This is a genomic window from Rossellomorea sp. DUT-2 (genome assembly GCF_052665285.1).
The window spans coordinates 428,930-443,164 of the sequence record NZ_JBQPEO010000002.1 but is presented as its reverse complement, the minus strand read 5'-3'; the positions used below and the strand labels follow the sequence as shown (position 1 = coordinate 443,164).

Below are 14,235 nucleotides of genomic sequence, written 5' to 3'. Positions count from 1 at the left end.
GGGAATCAGCGCATGTCCAAGAAAAAGAAACAAGAAGCAGAAATGACATTAAAGAATTCAATCAATCAGGATCTATTCGAGCAATTAAAGCAGAAGAAGAAAGAGCTTGAAAAAGTAGAGTCTGTGAAAAAGGAAGAAGAGCGCCTTAGAAAAGTAGAAGAGAAGAAGCAGCGGGAGAAGAATAAGAGCTTTGAAGAGCTGCTGAATGAAAGCAGTATGGATTGGAAGAGTTACAAGGATTGATGAGGGATGTAAAAGTAGTACCACATCAAGCAGAATGGAAAGAAAAATTCGAAACAGAAAAGCGTTCACTCGAAAGGATTCTCCCGGGTGCAACCATCCATCATATCGGCTCGACGTCGGTACCTGGATTGGCCGCTAAACCGATTATCGATATTCTTATAGAAGTCCCTGTCCTGGAGAGCATTGATGACCGGACAGAAGAATTCAGCCAACTGGATTTTGTCGGGAAAGGGGAGAATGGTATCCCGAACCGTCGCTACTTCTATAAGGGAGAAGGGAATGAGAGAGCTGTACATCTTCATGTTTTCCCTTATGGAATCGATCATGTGATCAGGCACTTAGCGTTTCGTGATTATTTAAGGGAATACAGCCTGGAAGCAAAGCGATATGGTGAACTGAAATCAAGGCTTGCAAAGAAATTCCCCCATGATATGGCAGGCTACATTCAAGGGAAAGACCCATTTGTGAAGGACTTGGAGAAAAAGGCGTTGAATTGGTATGAAAAAAATAAGCGGGAAGGGAATTAAGAACCCTGCCCCGCTTATTTTTAGTTCACTCAATCCCTATGTTGCTCATATCGTGATAATTTAGTTAAGTGTTTAAGCATATCCAGCTCCTCAGTAGATAAAGGACTCGCATTGACAGCATCAATATTCTCCTGAAGCTGCTGAACAGAACTTGCTCCCGGAACCACGGCTGCAACCGATTGGTGGGAAAGAGTAAATTGGAGGGCGAGCTCATTCATTTTGCGCTGGTTTCCCATTTTGCTATGAATGGACTCGATCGTTTCTTGAAGCTCTTGGTAAGAATAGTCCAGATACCCACTCTCTTTCATTTTGGCAGAAGCCTTGGAGAGCATTTTCTCAGAAAGAAGTCCTTTTGCCAAAGGTCCCCGGGCCACGATACTCACCTTATTCTCAGCCAATAGGTCCATCCATTCTTCCGGGCGACGATCCAGTAAGCTGTACTGCATCATCACGCTCTCGATGGAAGAACTCTTCAGGAATCGCTTAATGACATTCGGCCGAATGGAGGAGATTCCATAATGGCGAATCAAACCTTCACTCTTTAATTCTTCAAAAGCCTCGATCGTTTCATCAAAATGATCTTCAATCGTCCCGCCGTGAAGCTGATAAAGGTCGATATAGTCCACTTTCAGGCGGGATAGGCTATCCTTGACGGCAGACTTGATATAGGATTTGGAAGGATCCCAGCGCCAGCCATCTTCCACGTCATAAAAGCGATTTCCTACTTTTGTGGCAAGAATAATGTCATCTCGGACCTCGCGGATGGCTTTACCCACAATTTCTTCATTTTGACCAAAGTCATATAAATCAGCGGTATCAAGATAATTGATCCCATTCTCTAAAGCATGTTGTACAATTTCCTTGGCAGCACTCTCTTCGGTTCCAAGAGACATACAACCGAGTCCCATCTTTGATACAAATAAATCGGAGGTTCCTATTTGTCTTTTTTCCATTGTATCCGTCCTTTCGACATTAGCACTCTCTATTATATTAACGAAAGTAGGGACGAATAAACAAAAGATACGGCTGGTTTCAACGATTGGCTTCGATCCATTCCTTCACCGTGGCGTAGGTTTGATTATATTGCTTCAGCTTCTCCCTGATTTCCCATCCTTTACCTACCAGGATGATCCGGTCTTTTTCAGCAATCACCTTCAAGGGGTTTCACCTCGATCCTCGAATAGGATATGGTAAAATGTATGAGGACAAGGTCAATGACAGAACAAGGAGAGTTGAGCGGATGAAAAAATTTGAAGAAAAGACGATTAAAACGGATACCATCTATCAAGGGAAAATCATTGATCTTCAGGTCGATGAAGTAGAGCTTCCCAATGGAAAGACTTCCAAGAGAGAATTGATTAAGCATCCTGGGGCTGTTGCCGTTATTGCATTAACACCAGAGGGAAAACTTGTCATGGTAGAGCAATATCGCAAAGCGCTGGAGAAATCCATCATCGAAATTCCTGCAGGGAAGCTTGAGCCGGGGGAAGAGCCTGATATAACAGCCCTTCGTGAATTGGAAGAAGAAACGGGCTACGGTAGTGGGAACCTGGAGCATTTGATTTCGTTTTACACGTCTCCCGGATTTGCAGATGAGCTCGTTCACTTGTATATCGCTCACGATCTTTATCCCATTCATGAATCCAAAGAAACGGATGAAGATGAATTTGTAGAGTTGATTGAAGTAACAGTCGAGGAAGCGGCGCAGCTTATAAAAGAACAACGGATTTACGATGCAAAAACGGCTTATGCCGTTCAATATCTGCAACTGCAGAAGCTTACAAATTAAGAGAGAACAGGACAGCCAATAATGGCTGTCCTGTTCTCATGCGGAAATCAAATCTTAAATGAGGTCTCCTGGAATCAGAGAATAAACACACGTATTGCGTGCATCTTTCCCATTTTCATCAAGATGATCATGGCGAATGATGCCTTCAAGCGTAAATCCCAGTTTTTCAGGTACTCTTTTGGAACTTGCATTTCTCCCATCGCAGCGAATTTCCACCCGCTGGCAGGAAAGGTCGTTTAAGGCGAAGCGGGTTAACGCATTAACCGCTTCAACGATGTAACCCTTTTTGGTGTGTTTCGTGTGAAGCCAATATCCGATTTCCACTTTTGGCACATTCCAATCGATGCGGTGCAGCCCTGTAGAACCAATAAATTCATCTGTTTCTTTCAGATAAATATGAAGTCGAATGTCGGTCTTCTTTATGAATTCTGCATAGGAATCCCGTACTCCCGCTTCCACTTCTTCCAGGGAATGTTCGTTACGGGCGAAAGGAAGCCAGGGTATTAATTCATTTCTTGATTCAGAGATGGCAATAAAGACGTCAGATCCGTCTCCGGGCAGGCACGGTCTAATATATAGGCGCGGCGTTTCAATCCTATCGGGAAACTCGATTAAACTTGGAATTCTCATAATATTCCCCTCCACTTACTCCATAAGGTTTCTATGATTATACGGTTATCCCCATGGAAGTTCAATAGAATAGAAGAGAGAAGAATAAACGTGTCCCCCCCTACATATAGATTAGTAATCGATATCTAGGAGGAGCACTGTGATGCGCAAAAAAATATCAAATTCAAATCCACTCGTTCAACATGTACAAGCACATTCCTCAATCTATTTATTTATCATTACGCTGTTTCTAATGGGGATCATTTTTGGGGCAATCGTGGTCAATTCCTTGTCATTTGCCCAAAAAGAAGACCTGTATTTCTATTTAAGTAAGTTCTTCAGCGAAATGGAAGATGGCAGTATGACGTCAGCAGAAGAGCTATTCCGTCAGAGCTTCCTTCATAATGTAAAGTATCTCGGACTGATGTGGTTATTGGGAATCTCAATTATTGGACTCCCCCTCATCTTCGTTCTATTATTTATGAAGGGCGTAGTGGTTGGATTTTCAGTAGGTTTCCTTGTGAATCAAATGGGATGGAGCGGGTTTTTATTATCCTTTGTCAGCGTCTTACCGCAAAATATCATCATTATTCCGGCGTTTATTTTCATCGGAGCGATCAGCGCCAGTTTCTCCCTTACGCTGATTCGAAAGATTTTCATGAGGCAGACATCATCCATGCAATTTCAAATGATTCCATTCTTATCCAGATACGTGATATTCTTGGTGGTGGCTATAGGGATTGTCACGATTGCAGCAAGCATTGAAGCGTATCTTTCTCCTAACTTAATGGAAGCGGTTATTTCGAAAATAAAATAAAACGATTCTTATATAAGAATCGTTTTATTTGTTTAATTATAATAATTTTATTTTGCTTATTCCTCCCTTTTTGATATAATAGTAAGGACATTGACGAGGGAGGAGAGGACTATGGAAAGCCGTATTGAAAGAATCAAAAAACAACTTCATTCTGCCAGCTACAAGCTTACGCCTCAGCGCGAAGCAACGGTACGCGTGTTATTGGAACATGAAGAAGATCACCTCAGCGCCGAAGATGTATACCTCCTCGTTAAGGAAAAATCTCCGGAAATTGGACTGGCAACCGTATATCGTACGTTGGAATTGCTATCTGAACTGAAAATTGTGGATAAAATCAATTTTGGCGATGGTGTATCGCGTTATGATCTCAGGCAAGAAGGGGCAGCTCACTTTCATCATCATTTAGTATGCATTGAATGTGGAGCGGTCGATGAAATACAAGAAGATCTCTTAGAAGACGTGGAAGCGATTGTTGAACGTGATTGGAAATTTAAAATAAAAGATCACCGCCTTACCTTTCATGGTATTTGTTCCAGATGCCAGGATAAAGAAGAGGATCCAGAAGAATAAGATGATGCTGAAAAGCCTTAAAGATTCCTGTCGTTGTTTCTCATTTGAAACATCCCATACATACTCTTTAAGGCTTTTTTATATACATGGACAGAAATTTTCACCGTTTTAACTCCATAAGGTATAAAACAGATTAAAAACGTCATAGCTTGTATTAATAGACGTTAGTACCGATGAATATGGAGGACGACAAGATGATAAAAGGAATTCAAATGGTATGGCAGACCATTAAAGTGTTTATTTTATTTACTGGATCAACGATTTTGTTTTACTATGGTATTATGTGGATCAGTGAAGAATACGAAGGATATCACAGATATGATGAACCCGAGGGCGCAGCAGTCAAGGTGTATTCTTCTGTGACGGATGAAGAAAGCCATTGGTATGATCGGCTATTATTTTTTTATATGAACGGGGAGTAATGCAGTGTGGAAGACCATATTCAAGATTTCATGCACTTTTTAATAGTAGAAAAAGGACTGGCCAAAAATACGATAGAGTCGTACCAGCGTGACTTAAAGAATTATGCACTATACTTAGCGAAGGTGGAAGAAATATCGGAACTGAACGCCGTTTCGAGAATGAACATAGTCCAATTTCTCGGCCACTTAAAGAGTCAGGGGAAATCTTCAAAGACAGTTGCACGTCATGTTGCATCAATCCGATCCTTCCATCAATTTTTGTTAAGAGAGAAAGCGACGGAACAAGATCCAACTGTGCATATCGAGACACCGAAAACAGAGCGGACGCTTCCGAAGATATTAAGCATAGCTGAAGTGGAAGCTTTACTCGAAGCCCCTGAGGAATCTACACCACTGGGGATGAGAGATAAAGCGATGCTTGAAATCCTCTATGCGACAGGTATAAGGGTTAGTGAACTCATTCAACTAAAGCTGGATGATGTCCACTTGACCATGGGATTTGTCCGATGTATTGGAAAAGGGAATAAAGAACGGATTATCCCCATCGGACAAACGGCAATGAATGTTTTGGAGAAATACTTAGGGGATGCCCGGTTGAAATTAAGAAGCAAGAAGCATCGGGATGATCACCTGTTTTTAAATCATCATGGTAAAGGCCTGACAAGACAAGGTTTCTGGAAGAACTTAAAAGCTCTTGCAAAAAAAGCCAATATTGAAAAGGATCTGACTCCTCATACACTCAGGCACTCATTCGCAACCCATTTATTGGAGAATGGGGCAGACCTCCGGGCAGTACAGGAAATGCTCGGTCATGCAGATATTTCCACCACCCAAATCTATACACATGTAACGAAAACACGCTTAAAGGATGTATACTCACAATTTCATCCGCGGGCTTAAAAGTTGAAGAGAGTTGTCTTAAAGAAAATAGTATTCTTTAAGGGATCTCTCTTGTTTTTTTTGAAAGGAAAAAGTAGAATGTAGATGTCAGACTTCTGACGTTAAATCCTGTCGATTGCTATAATGCAGATAAGGGTAAGATACGATTAAAGATTAAAAATGTAACCGCTTTTTTAAATAAGGAAGTACATATAGGAGGTTTATTTTAATGAGTAACTATACATACAAAAGAGTTCATCTGATCGTCATGGACTCAGTGGGCATAGGTGAGGCGCCGGATGCTGACCTATTCAATGATATTGGATCGGATACGATTGGCCACATTGCTGAACATATGAATGGACTGAACATGCCCAATATTGGAAAGCTTGGACTTTCCAATATTAAAGAAGTGAAGGGAATTGAAAAAGCTGACAAGCCGTTAGCATACTTCACGAAAATGCAGGAAGCATCTGTAGGGAAAGATACGATGACTGGTCATTGGGAAATAATGGGTCTTAATATTGATAAACCGTTCAAAACATATCCAGACGGTTTCCCTGAAAAATTAATTCAGAAGCTTGAAGCTGAGACAGGCAGGGCTATTATTGGAAATAAGCCTGCAAGCGGAACTGAGATCATTGAAGAGTTAGGAAAAGAGCATATGGAAACAGGAGCTCTTATTGTCTATACTTCTGCAGATCCTGTCCTTCAAATTGCCGCTCATGAAGACATCATTCCAATTGAAGAGCAGTACAAAATTTGTGAAATCGCCCGTGAGATCACGAAAGAAGAGGAATATCTTGTTGGTCGTGTGATTGCTCGTCCATTCGTTGGCGAACCAGGCGAGTTCAAACGCACATCCAATCGTCACGACTATGCGTTAAAACCTTTTAACCGTACCGTCATGAATGAACTGAAGGATTCCGGGTTTGACGTGATCGCCATTGGTAAAATTTCAGATATTTTTAATGGAGAAGGAGTGACAGAATCAATCCGTACAAAGCATAATATGCACGGAATGGACGGACTCATTGAATCATTCGATCAAGACTTCACCGGCTTAAGCTTCCTGAATCTTGTCGATTTCGATGCTTTATTCGGACATCGTCGCGATCCAGAAGGATATGGAAAGGCGTTAGAAGAATTTGATGCACGGCTTCCTGAAGTGTTCGAGAAAATGACGGAAGATGATCTTCTTATCATTACAGCCGATCATGGGAACGATCCGACAGCTCCAGGAACAGACCATACAAGAGAATATGTTCCACTTCTCGTTTATTCAAAACGCTTTGACGGAGGGAAAGAATTGCCTGTCTCTGAAACATTCGCCGATATCGGCGCTACCGTGGCAGACAATTTTAATGTGACCATGCCGAAGTTTGGTCGAAGCTTCTTATCACAATTGAAATAGGTTTTCCTGGAAAAATATAGAAGTGGAGAGGGATGAAGGTGCGGGAACATCGGCCCATTTCCTCCTCTTTACGTTGAATGATAATAAAAGGAGTAATGAATATGAATTTCGAAAACATCCAAAATGCAGCAAACCATTTAAAAAATCAATACACAGGCCAACCGAAGATCGGACTCATCCTTGGTTCAGGGTTGGGTGTGTTAGCTGATGAAATCCAAAATTCAGTGAAAATACCTTATAAAGAAATCCCTGACTTTCCTGTTTCGACAGTGGCAGGACACGCAGGGCAGCTTGTGTTCGGTCAATTGGCGGGTCAGGAAGTCGTAGCCATGCAAGGACGCTTTCATTACTACGAAGGGTACGGATTTGATAAAGTGACATTTCCCGTCCGAGTTATGAAAGAACTAGGCGTCGAAGTCTTAATTGTGACAAATGCAGCCGGTGGAGTGAATGAAAGCTTTAAGGCTGGGGACTTGATGCTGATCACGGACCATATTAATAATATGGGTGGCAATCCACTAATTGGGGCAAATGATTCCCGCTTAGGACCAAGATTCCCGGATATGTCAGTAGCATATTGTAAAGAACTGCGTCAAAAAGCGAAAGAAATCGCAGAGAAGCTATCAATTGAAGTGCAAGAAGGTGTATATGTGGGGAATACAGGTCCTGTATACGAAACTCCAGCTGAAGTTCGTCTTGCCCGTACACTTGGAGGAGATGCAGTAGGAATGTCGACTGTACCTGAAGTAATCGTAGCCCGCCACGGAGGAATGAAAGTGCTTGGAATCTCATGCATTTCAAATATGGCTGCGGGTATCCTTGATCAACCTCTTTCCCATGATGAAGTGATTGAAACAACCGAAATGGTTCGTGCAAACTTCCTTGCATATGTAAAAGAAATCGTAAAATCAATCCAATAGTTGTACAATTCAAATCGAAAACAAAAGGGACTTTCCTTTGACAATACTAGAAGAGCGGGTGAATGCAATGAGAATGGTTGACTTAATAGAGAAGAAGCGTGAAGGCAGTGAACTCTCTACAGAAGAAATAAAATTTATCGTTGAAGGTTATACAGATGGAAGCATCCCTGATTATCAGGTAAGTGCCCTGACAATGGCCATCTTCTTCAAAGACATGAGCGATAGAGAAAGAGCAGATCTGACGATGGCAATGGTCGAATCAGGAGATCAAATCGATCTGTCTGCCATTGAAGGAATTAAAGTAGACAAGCACTCTACAGGTGGTGTGGGTGATACAACCACCCTTGTTCTGGGACCACTGGTTGCTTCTGTTGGAGTACCCGTAGCGAAGATGAGTGGACGAGGACTTGGACACACTGGAGGAACCATCGATAAGCTTGAATCCGTCGAAGGTTTCCATGTAGAAATTGAAAACGATGAATTCATCCGATTGGTGAACAAGAATAAGTTAGCCGTTATCGGACAAAGTGGTAATTTAACACCGGCTGATAAAAAGCTTTATTCATTACGTGATGTGACGGCAACGGTCAATAGCATTCCTCTGATCGCAAGTTCCATCATGAGTAAGAAAATAGCTGCTGGTGCGGATGCTATCGTACTTGACGTGAAGACGGGTGCCGGAGCTTTCATGAAAACACTGGACGATTCAAAAGACCTTGCCAAAGCAATGGTGAACATCGGAAACAACGTCGGCAGAAAAACAATGGCGGTCATTTCGGATATGAGTCAGCCACTGGGCTTCGCGATCGGAAATGCGCTTGAAGTGAAAGAAGCGATCGATACATTAAAAGGTGAAGGCCCAGAAGACTTAACAGAATTATGCTTAACTCTGGGAAGTCATATGGTTTATCTTGCTGAAAAAGCATCAACTTTGGAAGAAGCGAGAGAGCTATTACAGAAAGCGATTGAAGATGGATCGGCTCTTGAGAATTTCAAAGTATTCCTGGAATCACAAGGTGGAGACCCATCCGTTGTGGATGAACCATCAAAACTTCCACAGGCGCAATATAAGGTTGAGCTTGAAGCGAAAGAAGATGGTTATGTATCAGAAATTGTGGCCGATGCAGTAGGAACGGCGGCTATGTGGTTAGGAGCAGGCCGTGCAACAAAAGATTCCGTTATCGATTTAGCGGTTGGTCTTGAGTTGCGCAAGAAGATCGGTGATTCTGTCAAAACGGGAGATTCTCTTGTGACGATCTATAGTAATGATGAGAATATCGACAATGTAAAAGAGAAATTATACGAAAGCATTAAAGTAACATCTGAACATGTGAAAGCACCTACGTTGATTCATACTGAAATCACAGGTTGATTTTTTATTTTGATCGTGGCCTTTGCCAAGAGGATTATTTCTCTTTGGCAGAGGCTTTTTTTTATGATTTTGACGGGATATGCGGATACCGTATTATGGAAAAAACAGCAATTACAGGTGTGGAAGACGCAATTAACCTCCAAATTGACGCAATTCCATCCCAAACAGACGCAATAAATTGAATTTTGACGCAATGGCTTGTGAAAATGACGCAATGTACTTCAATAGCAGTCTCTCAAACTCAATAGAGCTGATTTTACCCGACAAAAATGCTGCATCTCAATGACCTTGATGAAAAACACCTCGTTTCATCCCCTTTTTGAAGGATCCCCTTTAAATTTAACCATCTTTCAACCATTTCTATCACTTACCATCTATCATTCATGGTCTAGCCTCACTTTTTTACCAATGTTTGTATAAAAATGATGCAGTTGGAAAAAATGGGTCTATGAGTATTGATTTAAAACGAGATTTGATTGGAGGACAGTTGGATGAAACGTTTTGCGTATATAGTGGTTACATTTGTTTTAGCAGCTTTTTTGTTTCCTTCAATGGGGTTTGCCCAGGAGAAGAAGTCGGAATTAGCCGAAGTAGCGAAATCAGCTGTTTTGATTGAGCGGGATACTGGAACAGTATTATATGAGAAAAATAGCCATGAAAAGCTGGCGCCAGCATCCATGACTAAGATTATGACAATGATGTTGATCATGGAAGCGCTTGATAAAGGTCAAATAAAGTGGGAAGACAGTGTTCGGGCGAGTGAATATGCCGCATCGATGGGTGGATCACAAATCTTCCTGGAGCCCGGTGAAAGCATGACGGTTGAAGAAATGCTTAAGGGGATTGCGATTGGTTCAGCCAATGATGCATCAGTAGCCATGGCGGAACATATATCAGGAAGTGAAGAAGCCTTTGTTGAAAAAATGAACAAAAAGGTAGAAGAGCTTGGGTTAAAAGACACTCGGTTCAAAAACCCGACAGGCTTACCGTCCAAAGATCATTATAGTTCGGCCCATGACATGTCCATGATGGCCAAGGAACTTCTAAAATATGAAGGAATCACCAAGTTCACAGGCAGCTATGAATCGTACTTGCGTGAAGATACGGATAAAAAATTCTGGTTGGTGAATACGAATAAATTGGTTCGTTTTTATGACGGCGTGGATGGACTGAAAACCGGATTCACCAATGAAGCGAAATACTGCTTAACGGCAACGGCGAAGAAGGATAATATGAGAGTCATTGCTGTCGTGTTCGGCGCACCGACTCCTAAAGAGCGAAACAACGAGGTAAGTAAAATGCTGGATTATGCCTTCAATCAGTATTCAACCAAACCTCTCTTCAAAAAAGGAGACTCCCTGGCACAGGTGAAAGTATCGAAAGGGAAACAAAACAGAGTGGATGCAGTGACGGAAGAGCCTATCTCCCTGTTGACGCAAAAAGGTGAAAAACTGGATAAAGTAGAACAGAAGATAACACTCTCTAAAGACCTGAAGGCTCCTATCAAAAAAGGAGATAAAGTCGGAACCCTTGTCATCATGAACAAAGGAGAAAAAGTGTTGGAAAGCACTCTCGTCGCAAAGAAAAATGTAAATGATGCAAGCTGGTGGGAGCTGTACAAAAAATCCTTTGGCCTATTTACTAAAGTTGGAAAGTAAAACCGTCTTTACGATTTCGGATAAAAATAACCTCTAATTATGACGAATTCCTTCTAGTTTTGTCATGGAGAAGGAATTCACTAAAAGAATAGCGAAATGACTCACTATACGACAGAGAAGGAGGCTTTCTGATAGTGAGTCTTGCTATTAACTTAGAAGTCAAAAAAGATGTTTTGTGTATTCGTTTAAGTGGTGAGCTGGATCATCATACTGCCGATGAGCTTAGGGAAAAAGCTTCGAATCTGATTGAAAGTGAGAATGTGAAGCATATCATTTTGAATTTAGAGGAACTAAGCTTTATGGATAGTTCAGGATTAGGTGTGATTTTGGGTCGATACAAGCAGATTAAACAAAAGCATGGAGAAATGGTTGTGTGTGCGATCTCCCCTTCTGTAAACCGATTATTTGAAATGTCCGGATTGTTTAAGATTATACGTCTTGAGCCGTCTGAAGAAAACGCATTACAAAGATTGGGGGTCGCCTGACATGAGAAATGAAATGAACATTCAATTCAGTTCTTTAAGCCAAAATGAGTCCTTTGCCAGAGTTACCGTTGCTTCATTTATAGCACAGCTGGATCCGACGATGGATGAGTTGACTGAAATCAAGACAGTCGTATCTGAAGCTGTTACAAATGCCATCATTCACGGATATGACAACAGCCCGAATGGTACCGTCTATATTTCTGTCATTATGGAAGAAAGTGGGTACATCGATATGACCATTCGCGATGAAGGAGTCGGGATTGGTGATGTAGAGGAAGCCCGTCAACCGTTGTTTACGTCCAAACCTGAGCTTGAGCGTTCTGGAATGGGCTTTACCATCATGGAAAATTTCATGGATGAAATAGAAGTGTCATCACACCCAGGTACAGGCACCACGGTAAGACTAAAGAAGCACTTGACCAATAGTAAAGCGCTATGCAATTAAGGAGTCGTGCCCATGGATGTCGAAGTTAAGAAAGAAAAGGAACAGACCTTTCTGAAGGATCATGAGGTGAAAGAGCTCATAAAGCAGAGCCAGGACGGTGACCAAAGTGCCCGGGACTTGATCGTCCAGAAGAACATGCGTTTAGTATGGTCCGTCGTCCAGCGCTTCCTCAATCGGGGATATGAGCCTGATGATCTCTTTCAGATAGGCAGTATCGGGTTGCTGAAATCAGTCGATAAGTTTGATTTAAGCTACGACGTCAAGTTTTCAACATATGCCGTTCCGATGATCATTGGTGAAATCCAGCGGTTCATCCGGGATGACGGAACTGTAAAGGTAAGTCGTTCGCTGAAGGAAATGGGAAACAAGATTCGTAAAGCCAAGGATGAACTTTCGAAGAAATTCGGAAGGGTTCCGACGGTGAGTGAGCTTGCCGAACATCTGGAGTATTCGGTTGAAGAGGTCATCATGGCTCAGGAAGCAAGCAGAGCCCCTTCTTCCATTCATGAAACCGTTTATGAAAATGATGGAGATCCCATTACCCTTTTGGATCAGATTGCGGATAATAGCGATAATAAATGGTTTGACAAAATTGCCTTAAAAGAAGCCATTAGGGAACTGGATGATCGGGAACGGCTGATTGTGTATTTAAGATATTACAAAGACCAAACCCAATCGGAAGTGGCAGATAGACTGGGTATATCCCAGGTCCAGGTATCGAGACTGGAGAAGAAGATATTACAAACAATGAAAGATCATATGCATACAGAATCTTAGGCAAAATAACCTTGTTGTTTCAAAGAATCATGTTGAAACGACAAGGTTATTTTTATTTTCTTATTCATTACAAAAGTTGGCTACCTATTGACCCCACATTCTCCCTTTGAAATTGTTGCCATTTTCAAAAGCTCCGATCCTTCAAAGACTTTACTATTTCTCCTTTCTTCCTCCATTCATCTCAACCGACCACACGCAGCCATTACATAAAATATTTCCGTTAATCCATACTATTGGTACGAAGGGAAAATCATGTTTTCAGGAAGTGAACTGCATGGAAGGTATTTTGTATATACGCTTACGTCATCGAGTGCAGGTAAGGGAAGAGAGTACAGTCAAGCTTGGACAGCTTGCTCAAATTATAGCACCTGAAAATATTTTGGAAGGATTAAGGCAAATCCCGATTCATCAAGTGACAGCATCTGATAAGAATATCATTGTGGTCGATGTCATGAGAGTGATAAGAGAAATATGCAAGAACTTCTCGGATCTTGATATTCAAACGATTGGACCTACACAAAGTATTATTGAAGTGATCTATGAGAAAAAGAAAGTCTCTCTTCCGCTCTTCATTGGCGTTTGGTTACTATTATTCATCGGTGCAGCCCTGGCAATTATGAATTTTCATGAAGATGTAAGTATGAGGGAAGTTCATCAAAGGCTGTATCATTTTGTAACTGGGGATGAAGATCCTCATCCATTACTGTTTCAAGTTCCCTATTCATTCGGTTTAGGCCTTGGGATGATCTTATTTTTCAACCATGTGTTTCGAAAGAGGCTCAATGAAGAGCCGAGTCCACTAGAAGTTGAAATGTTTAACTACCAGCAGGATTTAGATCAGTATGTCATCATGAATGAAAATAAAGAAAGTCAGAAAAAATTAGATGACCATTAACGTATTGATTACGGTATTTATTGGTTTTGCTGGTGGACTGGCCGTCGGTTCCGGGTTTGTAGCTTTTCTAACCGTATTAGGAATCATCCCAAGGTTAACTCAGTTAACAAAAACAATGAAAATGATTCACCACTATGAACTGGCTGTCATTACAGGTGCACTGGCAGGAGGATTTGTCAGCTTAAATAATTATACGCTGCACTTTTCCCCATTCGTTCTTATGCCCATCGGTTTAGCGAGCGGAGTGTTCATCGGGCTGTTGGCGGCTGCATTAACAGAGGTATTGAATGTGTTCCCGATCCTCGCAAAGCGGATTGGGATTGAAGGTCAAATCGTCATTCTCATAATGGCGATTGTATTTGGGAAAATTGTCGGCTCACTTTTTCATTGGCTCTACTTGGTTCATCAATAAA

The 14,235-nt window shown here is 41.6% G+C and carries 19 protein-coding genes; 16 read left to right on the top strand and 3 right to left on the bottom strand.

The features are described 5' to 3' along the window. Positions 1-12 precede the first annotated feature (12 nt). Complete coding sequence (locus ACOSV2_RS07980; protein ID WP_428974665.1) at positions 13-243, top strand: YqkE family protein; 231 nt, start codon at positions 13-15, stop codon at positions 241-243. Next, positions 222-770 (top strand): GrpB family protein, encoded by a 549-nt coding sequence (locus tag ACOSV2_RS07975; protein ID WP_428974664.1) that lies wholly within the window; start codon positions 222-224, stop codon positions 768-770. Before ACOSV2_RS07980 ends, ACOSV2_RS07975 begins: the two co-directional genes overlap by 22 nt. A 29-nt stretch (positions 771-799) precedes the next feature. Here ACOSV2_RS07975 and ACOSV2_RS07970 read toward each other — a convergent pair whose 3' ends face one another. Both ACOSV2_RS07970 and mciZ read right to left on the bottom strand, forming a co-directional pair. Beyond that, positions 800-1,723 carry an aldo/keto reductase gene (locus tag ACOSV2_RS07970; RefSeq protein ID WP_428974663.1) on the bottom strand — a complete coding sequence of 308 codons (924 nt, stop codon included), beginning with the start codon at positions 1,721-1,723 and terminating at the stop codon, positions 800-802. A 79-nt stretch (positions 1,724-1,802) separates the two neighbouring features. Beyond that, positions 1,803-1,922, bottom strand: a complete 120-nt coding sequence (gene mciZ, locus ACOSV2_RS07965; protein ID WP_428975083.1) for a Z-ring formation inhibitor MciZ — start codon at positions 1,920-1,922, stop codon at positions 1,803-1,805. 88 nt (positions 1,923-2,010) lie between these two features. Between mciZ and ACOSV2_RS07960 the strand changes: the two genes are divergently transcribed. After that, a complete protein-coding gene (locus ACOSV2_RS07960) occupies positions 2,011-2,559 on the top strand; it encodes an NUDIX hydrolase (protein WP_428974662.1) in 549 nt (182 codons plus the stop codon). A gap of 54 nt (positions 2,560-2,613) precedes the next feature. Here ACOSV2_RS07960 and ACOSV2_RS07955 read toward each other — a convergent pair whose 3' ends face one another. Beyond that, the gene (locus tag ACOSV2_RS07955; RefSeq protein WP_428974661.1) at positions 2,614-3,189 is read right to left on the bottom strand and encodes a GNAT family N-acetyltransferase; all 576 of its coding nucleotides are present in this window, start codon (positions 3,187-3,189) and stop codon (positions 2,614-2,616) included. A gap of 142 nt (positions 3,190-3,331) precedes the next feature. On the opposite strand from ACOSV2_RS07955, the gene spoIIM reads away from it, so the two are divergent. From spoIIM to ACOSV2_RS07890, 13 genes are all read left to right on the top strand, one after another. Then, positions 3,332-3,985 (top strand): stage II sporulation protein M, encoded by a 654-nt coding sequence (spoIIM, locus tag ACOSV2_RS07950; protein ID WP_113967595.1) that lies wholly within the window; start codon positions 3,332-3,334, stop codon positions 3,983-3,985. Positions 3,986-4,096: 111 nt separating this feature from the next. After that, the gene (gene fur / locus ACOSV2_RS07945; RefSeq protein ID WP_113967597.1) at positions 4,097-4,555 is read left to right on the top strand and encodes a ferric iron uptake transcriptional regulator; all 459 of its coding nucleotides are present in this window, start codon (positions 4,097-4,099) and stop codon (positions 4,553-4,555) included. A 194-nt stretch (positions 4,556-4,749) separates the two neighbouring features. Beyond that, entirely contained in the window at positions 4,750-4,977 is a 228-nt protein-coding gene (locus ACOSV2_RS07940) for a YqzK family protein (protein ID WP_113967599.1), read from the top strand. Positions 4,978-4,983: 6 nt separating this feature from the next. After that, a complete protein-coding gene (gene xerD, locus ACOSV2_RS07935; RefSeq protein WP_113967601.1) occupies positions 4,984-5,877 on the top strand; it encodes a site-specific tyrosine recombinase XerD in 894 nt (297 codons plus the stop codon). Positions 5,878-6,085: 208 nt separating this feature from the next. Then, positions 6,086-7,270 carry a phosphopentomutase gene (gene deoB, locus ACOSV2_RS07930; RefSeq protein WP_428974660.1) on the top strand — a complete coding sequence of 395 codons (1,185 nt, stop codon included), beginning with the start codon at positions 6,086-6,088 and terminating at the stop codon, positions 7,268-7,270. 101 nt (positions 7,271-7,371) lie between these two features. After that, positions 7,372-8,190: a purine-nucleoside phosphorylase gene (locus ACOSV2_RS07925; protein WP_397553484.1), complete on the top strand. Its 819-nt coding sequence runs from the start codon at positions 7,372-7,374 to the stop codon at positions 8,188-8,190. Positions 8,191-8,257: 67 nt separating this feature from the next. Next, a complete protein-coding gene (locus ACOSV2_RS07920) occupies positions 8,258-9,562 on the top strand; it encodes a pyrimidine-nucleoside phosphorylase (protein ID WP_428975082.1) in 1,305 nt (434 codons plus the stop codon). A gap of 491 nt (positions 9,563-10,053) precedes the next feature. Further along, positions 10,054-11,220 (top strand): D-alanyl-D-alanine carboxypeptidase family protein, encoded by a 1,167-nt coding sequence (locus tag ACOSV2_RS07915; protein WP_397553485.1) that lies wholly within the window; start codon positions 10,054-10,056, stop codon positions 11,218-11,220. 134 nt (positions 11,221-11,354) lie between these two features. Next, complete coding sequence (gene spoIIAA, locus ACOSV2_RS07910) at positions 11,355-11,705, top strand: anti-sigma F factor antagonist (RefSeq protein ID WP_113967610.1); 351 nt, start codon at positions 11,355-11,357, stop codon at positions 11,703-11,705. A 1-nt stretch (position 11,706) separates the two neighbouring features. Beyond that, positions 11,707-12,150: an anti-sigma F factor gene (gene spoIIAB, locus ACOSV2_RS07905; RefSeq protein ID WP_428974659.1), complete on the top strand. Its 444-nt coding sequence runs from the start codon at positions 11,707-11,709 to the stop codon at positions 12,148-12,150. A gap of 12 nt (positions 12,151-12,162) precedes the next feature. Continuing rightward, complete coding sequence (gene sigF / locus ACOSV2_RS07900) at positions 12,163-12,927, top strand: RNA polymerase sporulation sigma factor SigF (protein ID WP_113967614.1); 765 nt, start codon at positions 12,163-12,165, stop codon at positions 12,925-12,927. Positions 12,928-13,201: 274 nt separating this feature from the next. Continuing rightward, on the top strand, positions 13,202-13,822 hold the full coding sequence (locus ACOSV2_RS07895) for a stage V sporulation protein AA (protein ID WP_428974658.1): 621 nt from the start codon (positions 13,202-13,204) through the stop codon (positions 13,820-13,822). Continuing rightward, the gene (locus tag ACOSV2_RS07890; protein WP_113967618.1) at positions 13,812-14,234 is read left to right on the top strand and encodes a stage V sporulation protein AB; all 423 of its coding nucleotides are present in this window, start codon (positions 13,812-13,814) and stop codon (positions 14,232-14,234) included. Before ACOSV2_RS07895 ends, ACOSV2_RS07890 begins: the two co-directional genes overlap by 11 nt. Position 14,235: the final 1 nt, after the last annotated feature.

What these genes read in the sequence shown, in the direction of transcription:
- spoIIAB (WP_428974659.1), top strand. Translation starts at nt 11,707, where the DNA reads ATGAGAAATGAAATGAACATTCAATTCAGTTCTTTAAGCCAAAATGAG.
- ACOSV2_RS07970 (WP_428974663.1), bottom strand. Translation starts at nt 1,723, where the DNA reads ATGGAAAAAAGACAAATAGGAACCTCCGATTTATTTGTATCAAAGATG.
- ACOSV2_RS07895 (WP_428974658.1), top strand. Translation starts at nt 13,202, where the DNA reads ATGGAAGGTATTTTGTATATACGCTTACGTCATCGAGTGCAGGTAAGG.
- ACOSV2_RS07940 (WP_113967599.1), top strand. Translation starts at nt 4,750, where the DNA reads ATGATAAAAGGAATTCAAATGGTATGGCAGACCATTAAAGTGTTTATT.
- ACOSV2_RS07915 (WP_397553485.1), top strand. Translation starts at nt 10,054, where the DNA reads ATGAAACGTTTTGCGTATATAGTGGTTACATTTGTTTTAGCAGCTTTT.
- ACOSV2_RS07955 (WP_428974661.1), bottom strand. Translation starts at nt 3,189, where the DNA reads ATGAGAATTCCAAGTTTAATCGAGTTTCCCGATAGGATTGAAACGCCG.
- ACOSV2_RS07925 (WP_397553484.1), top strand. Translation starts at nt 7,372, where the DNA reads ATGAATTTCGAAAACATCCAAAATGCAGCAAACCATTTAAAAAATCAA.
- sigF (WP_113967614.1), top strand. Translation starts at nt 12,163, where the DNA reads ATGGATGTCGAAGTTAAGAAAGAAAAGGAACAGACCTTTCTGAAGGAT.
- spoIIM (WP_113967595.1), top strand. Translation starts at nt 3,332, where the DNA reads ATGCGCAAAAAAATATCAAATTCAAATCCACTCGTTCAACATGTACAA.
- ACOSV2_RS07980 (WP_428974665.1), top strand. Translation starts at nt 13, where the DNA reads ATGTCCAAGAAAAAGAAACAAGAAGCAGAAATGACATTAAAGAATTCA.
- ACOSV2_RS07890 (WP_113967618.1), top strand. Translation starts at nt 13,812, where the DNA reads ATGACCATTAACGTATTGATTACGGTATTTATTGGTTTTGCTGGTGGA.
- fur (WP_113967597.1), top strand. Translation starts at nt 4,097, where the DNA reads ATGGAAAGCCGTATTGAAAGAATCAAAAAACAACTTCATTCTGCCAGC.
- ACOSV2_RS07960 (WP_428974662.1), top strand. Translation starts at nt 2,011, where the DNA reads ATGAAAAAATTTGAAGAAAAGACGATTAAAACGGATACCATCTATCAA.
- ACOSV2_RS07920 (WP_428975082.1), top strand. Translation starts at nt 8,258, where the DNA reads ATGAGAATGGTTGACTTAATAGAGAAGAAGCGTGAAGGCAGTGAACTC.
- deoB (WP_428974660.1), top strand. Translation starts at nt 6,086, where the DNA reads ATGAGTAACTATACATACAAAAGAGTTCATCTGATCGTCATGGACTCA.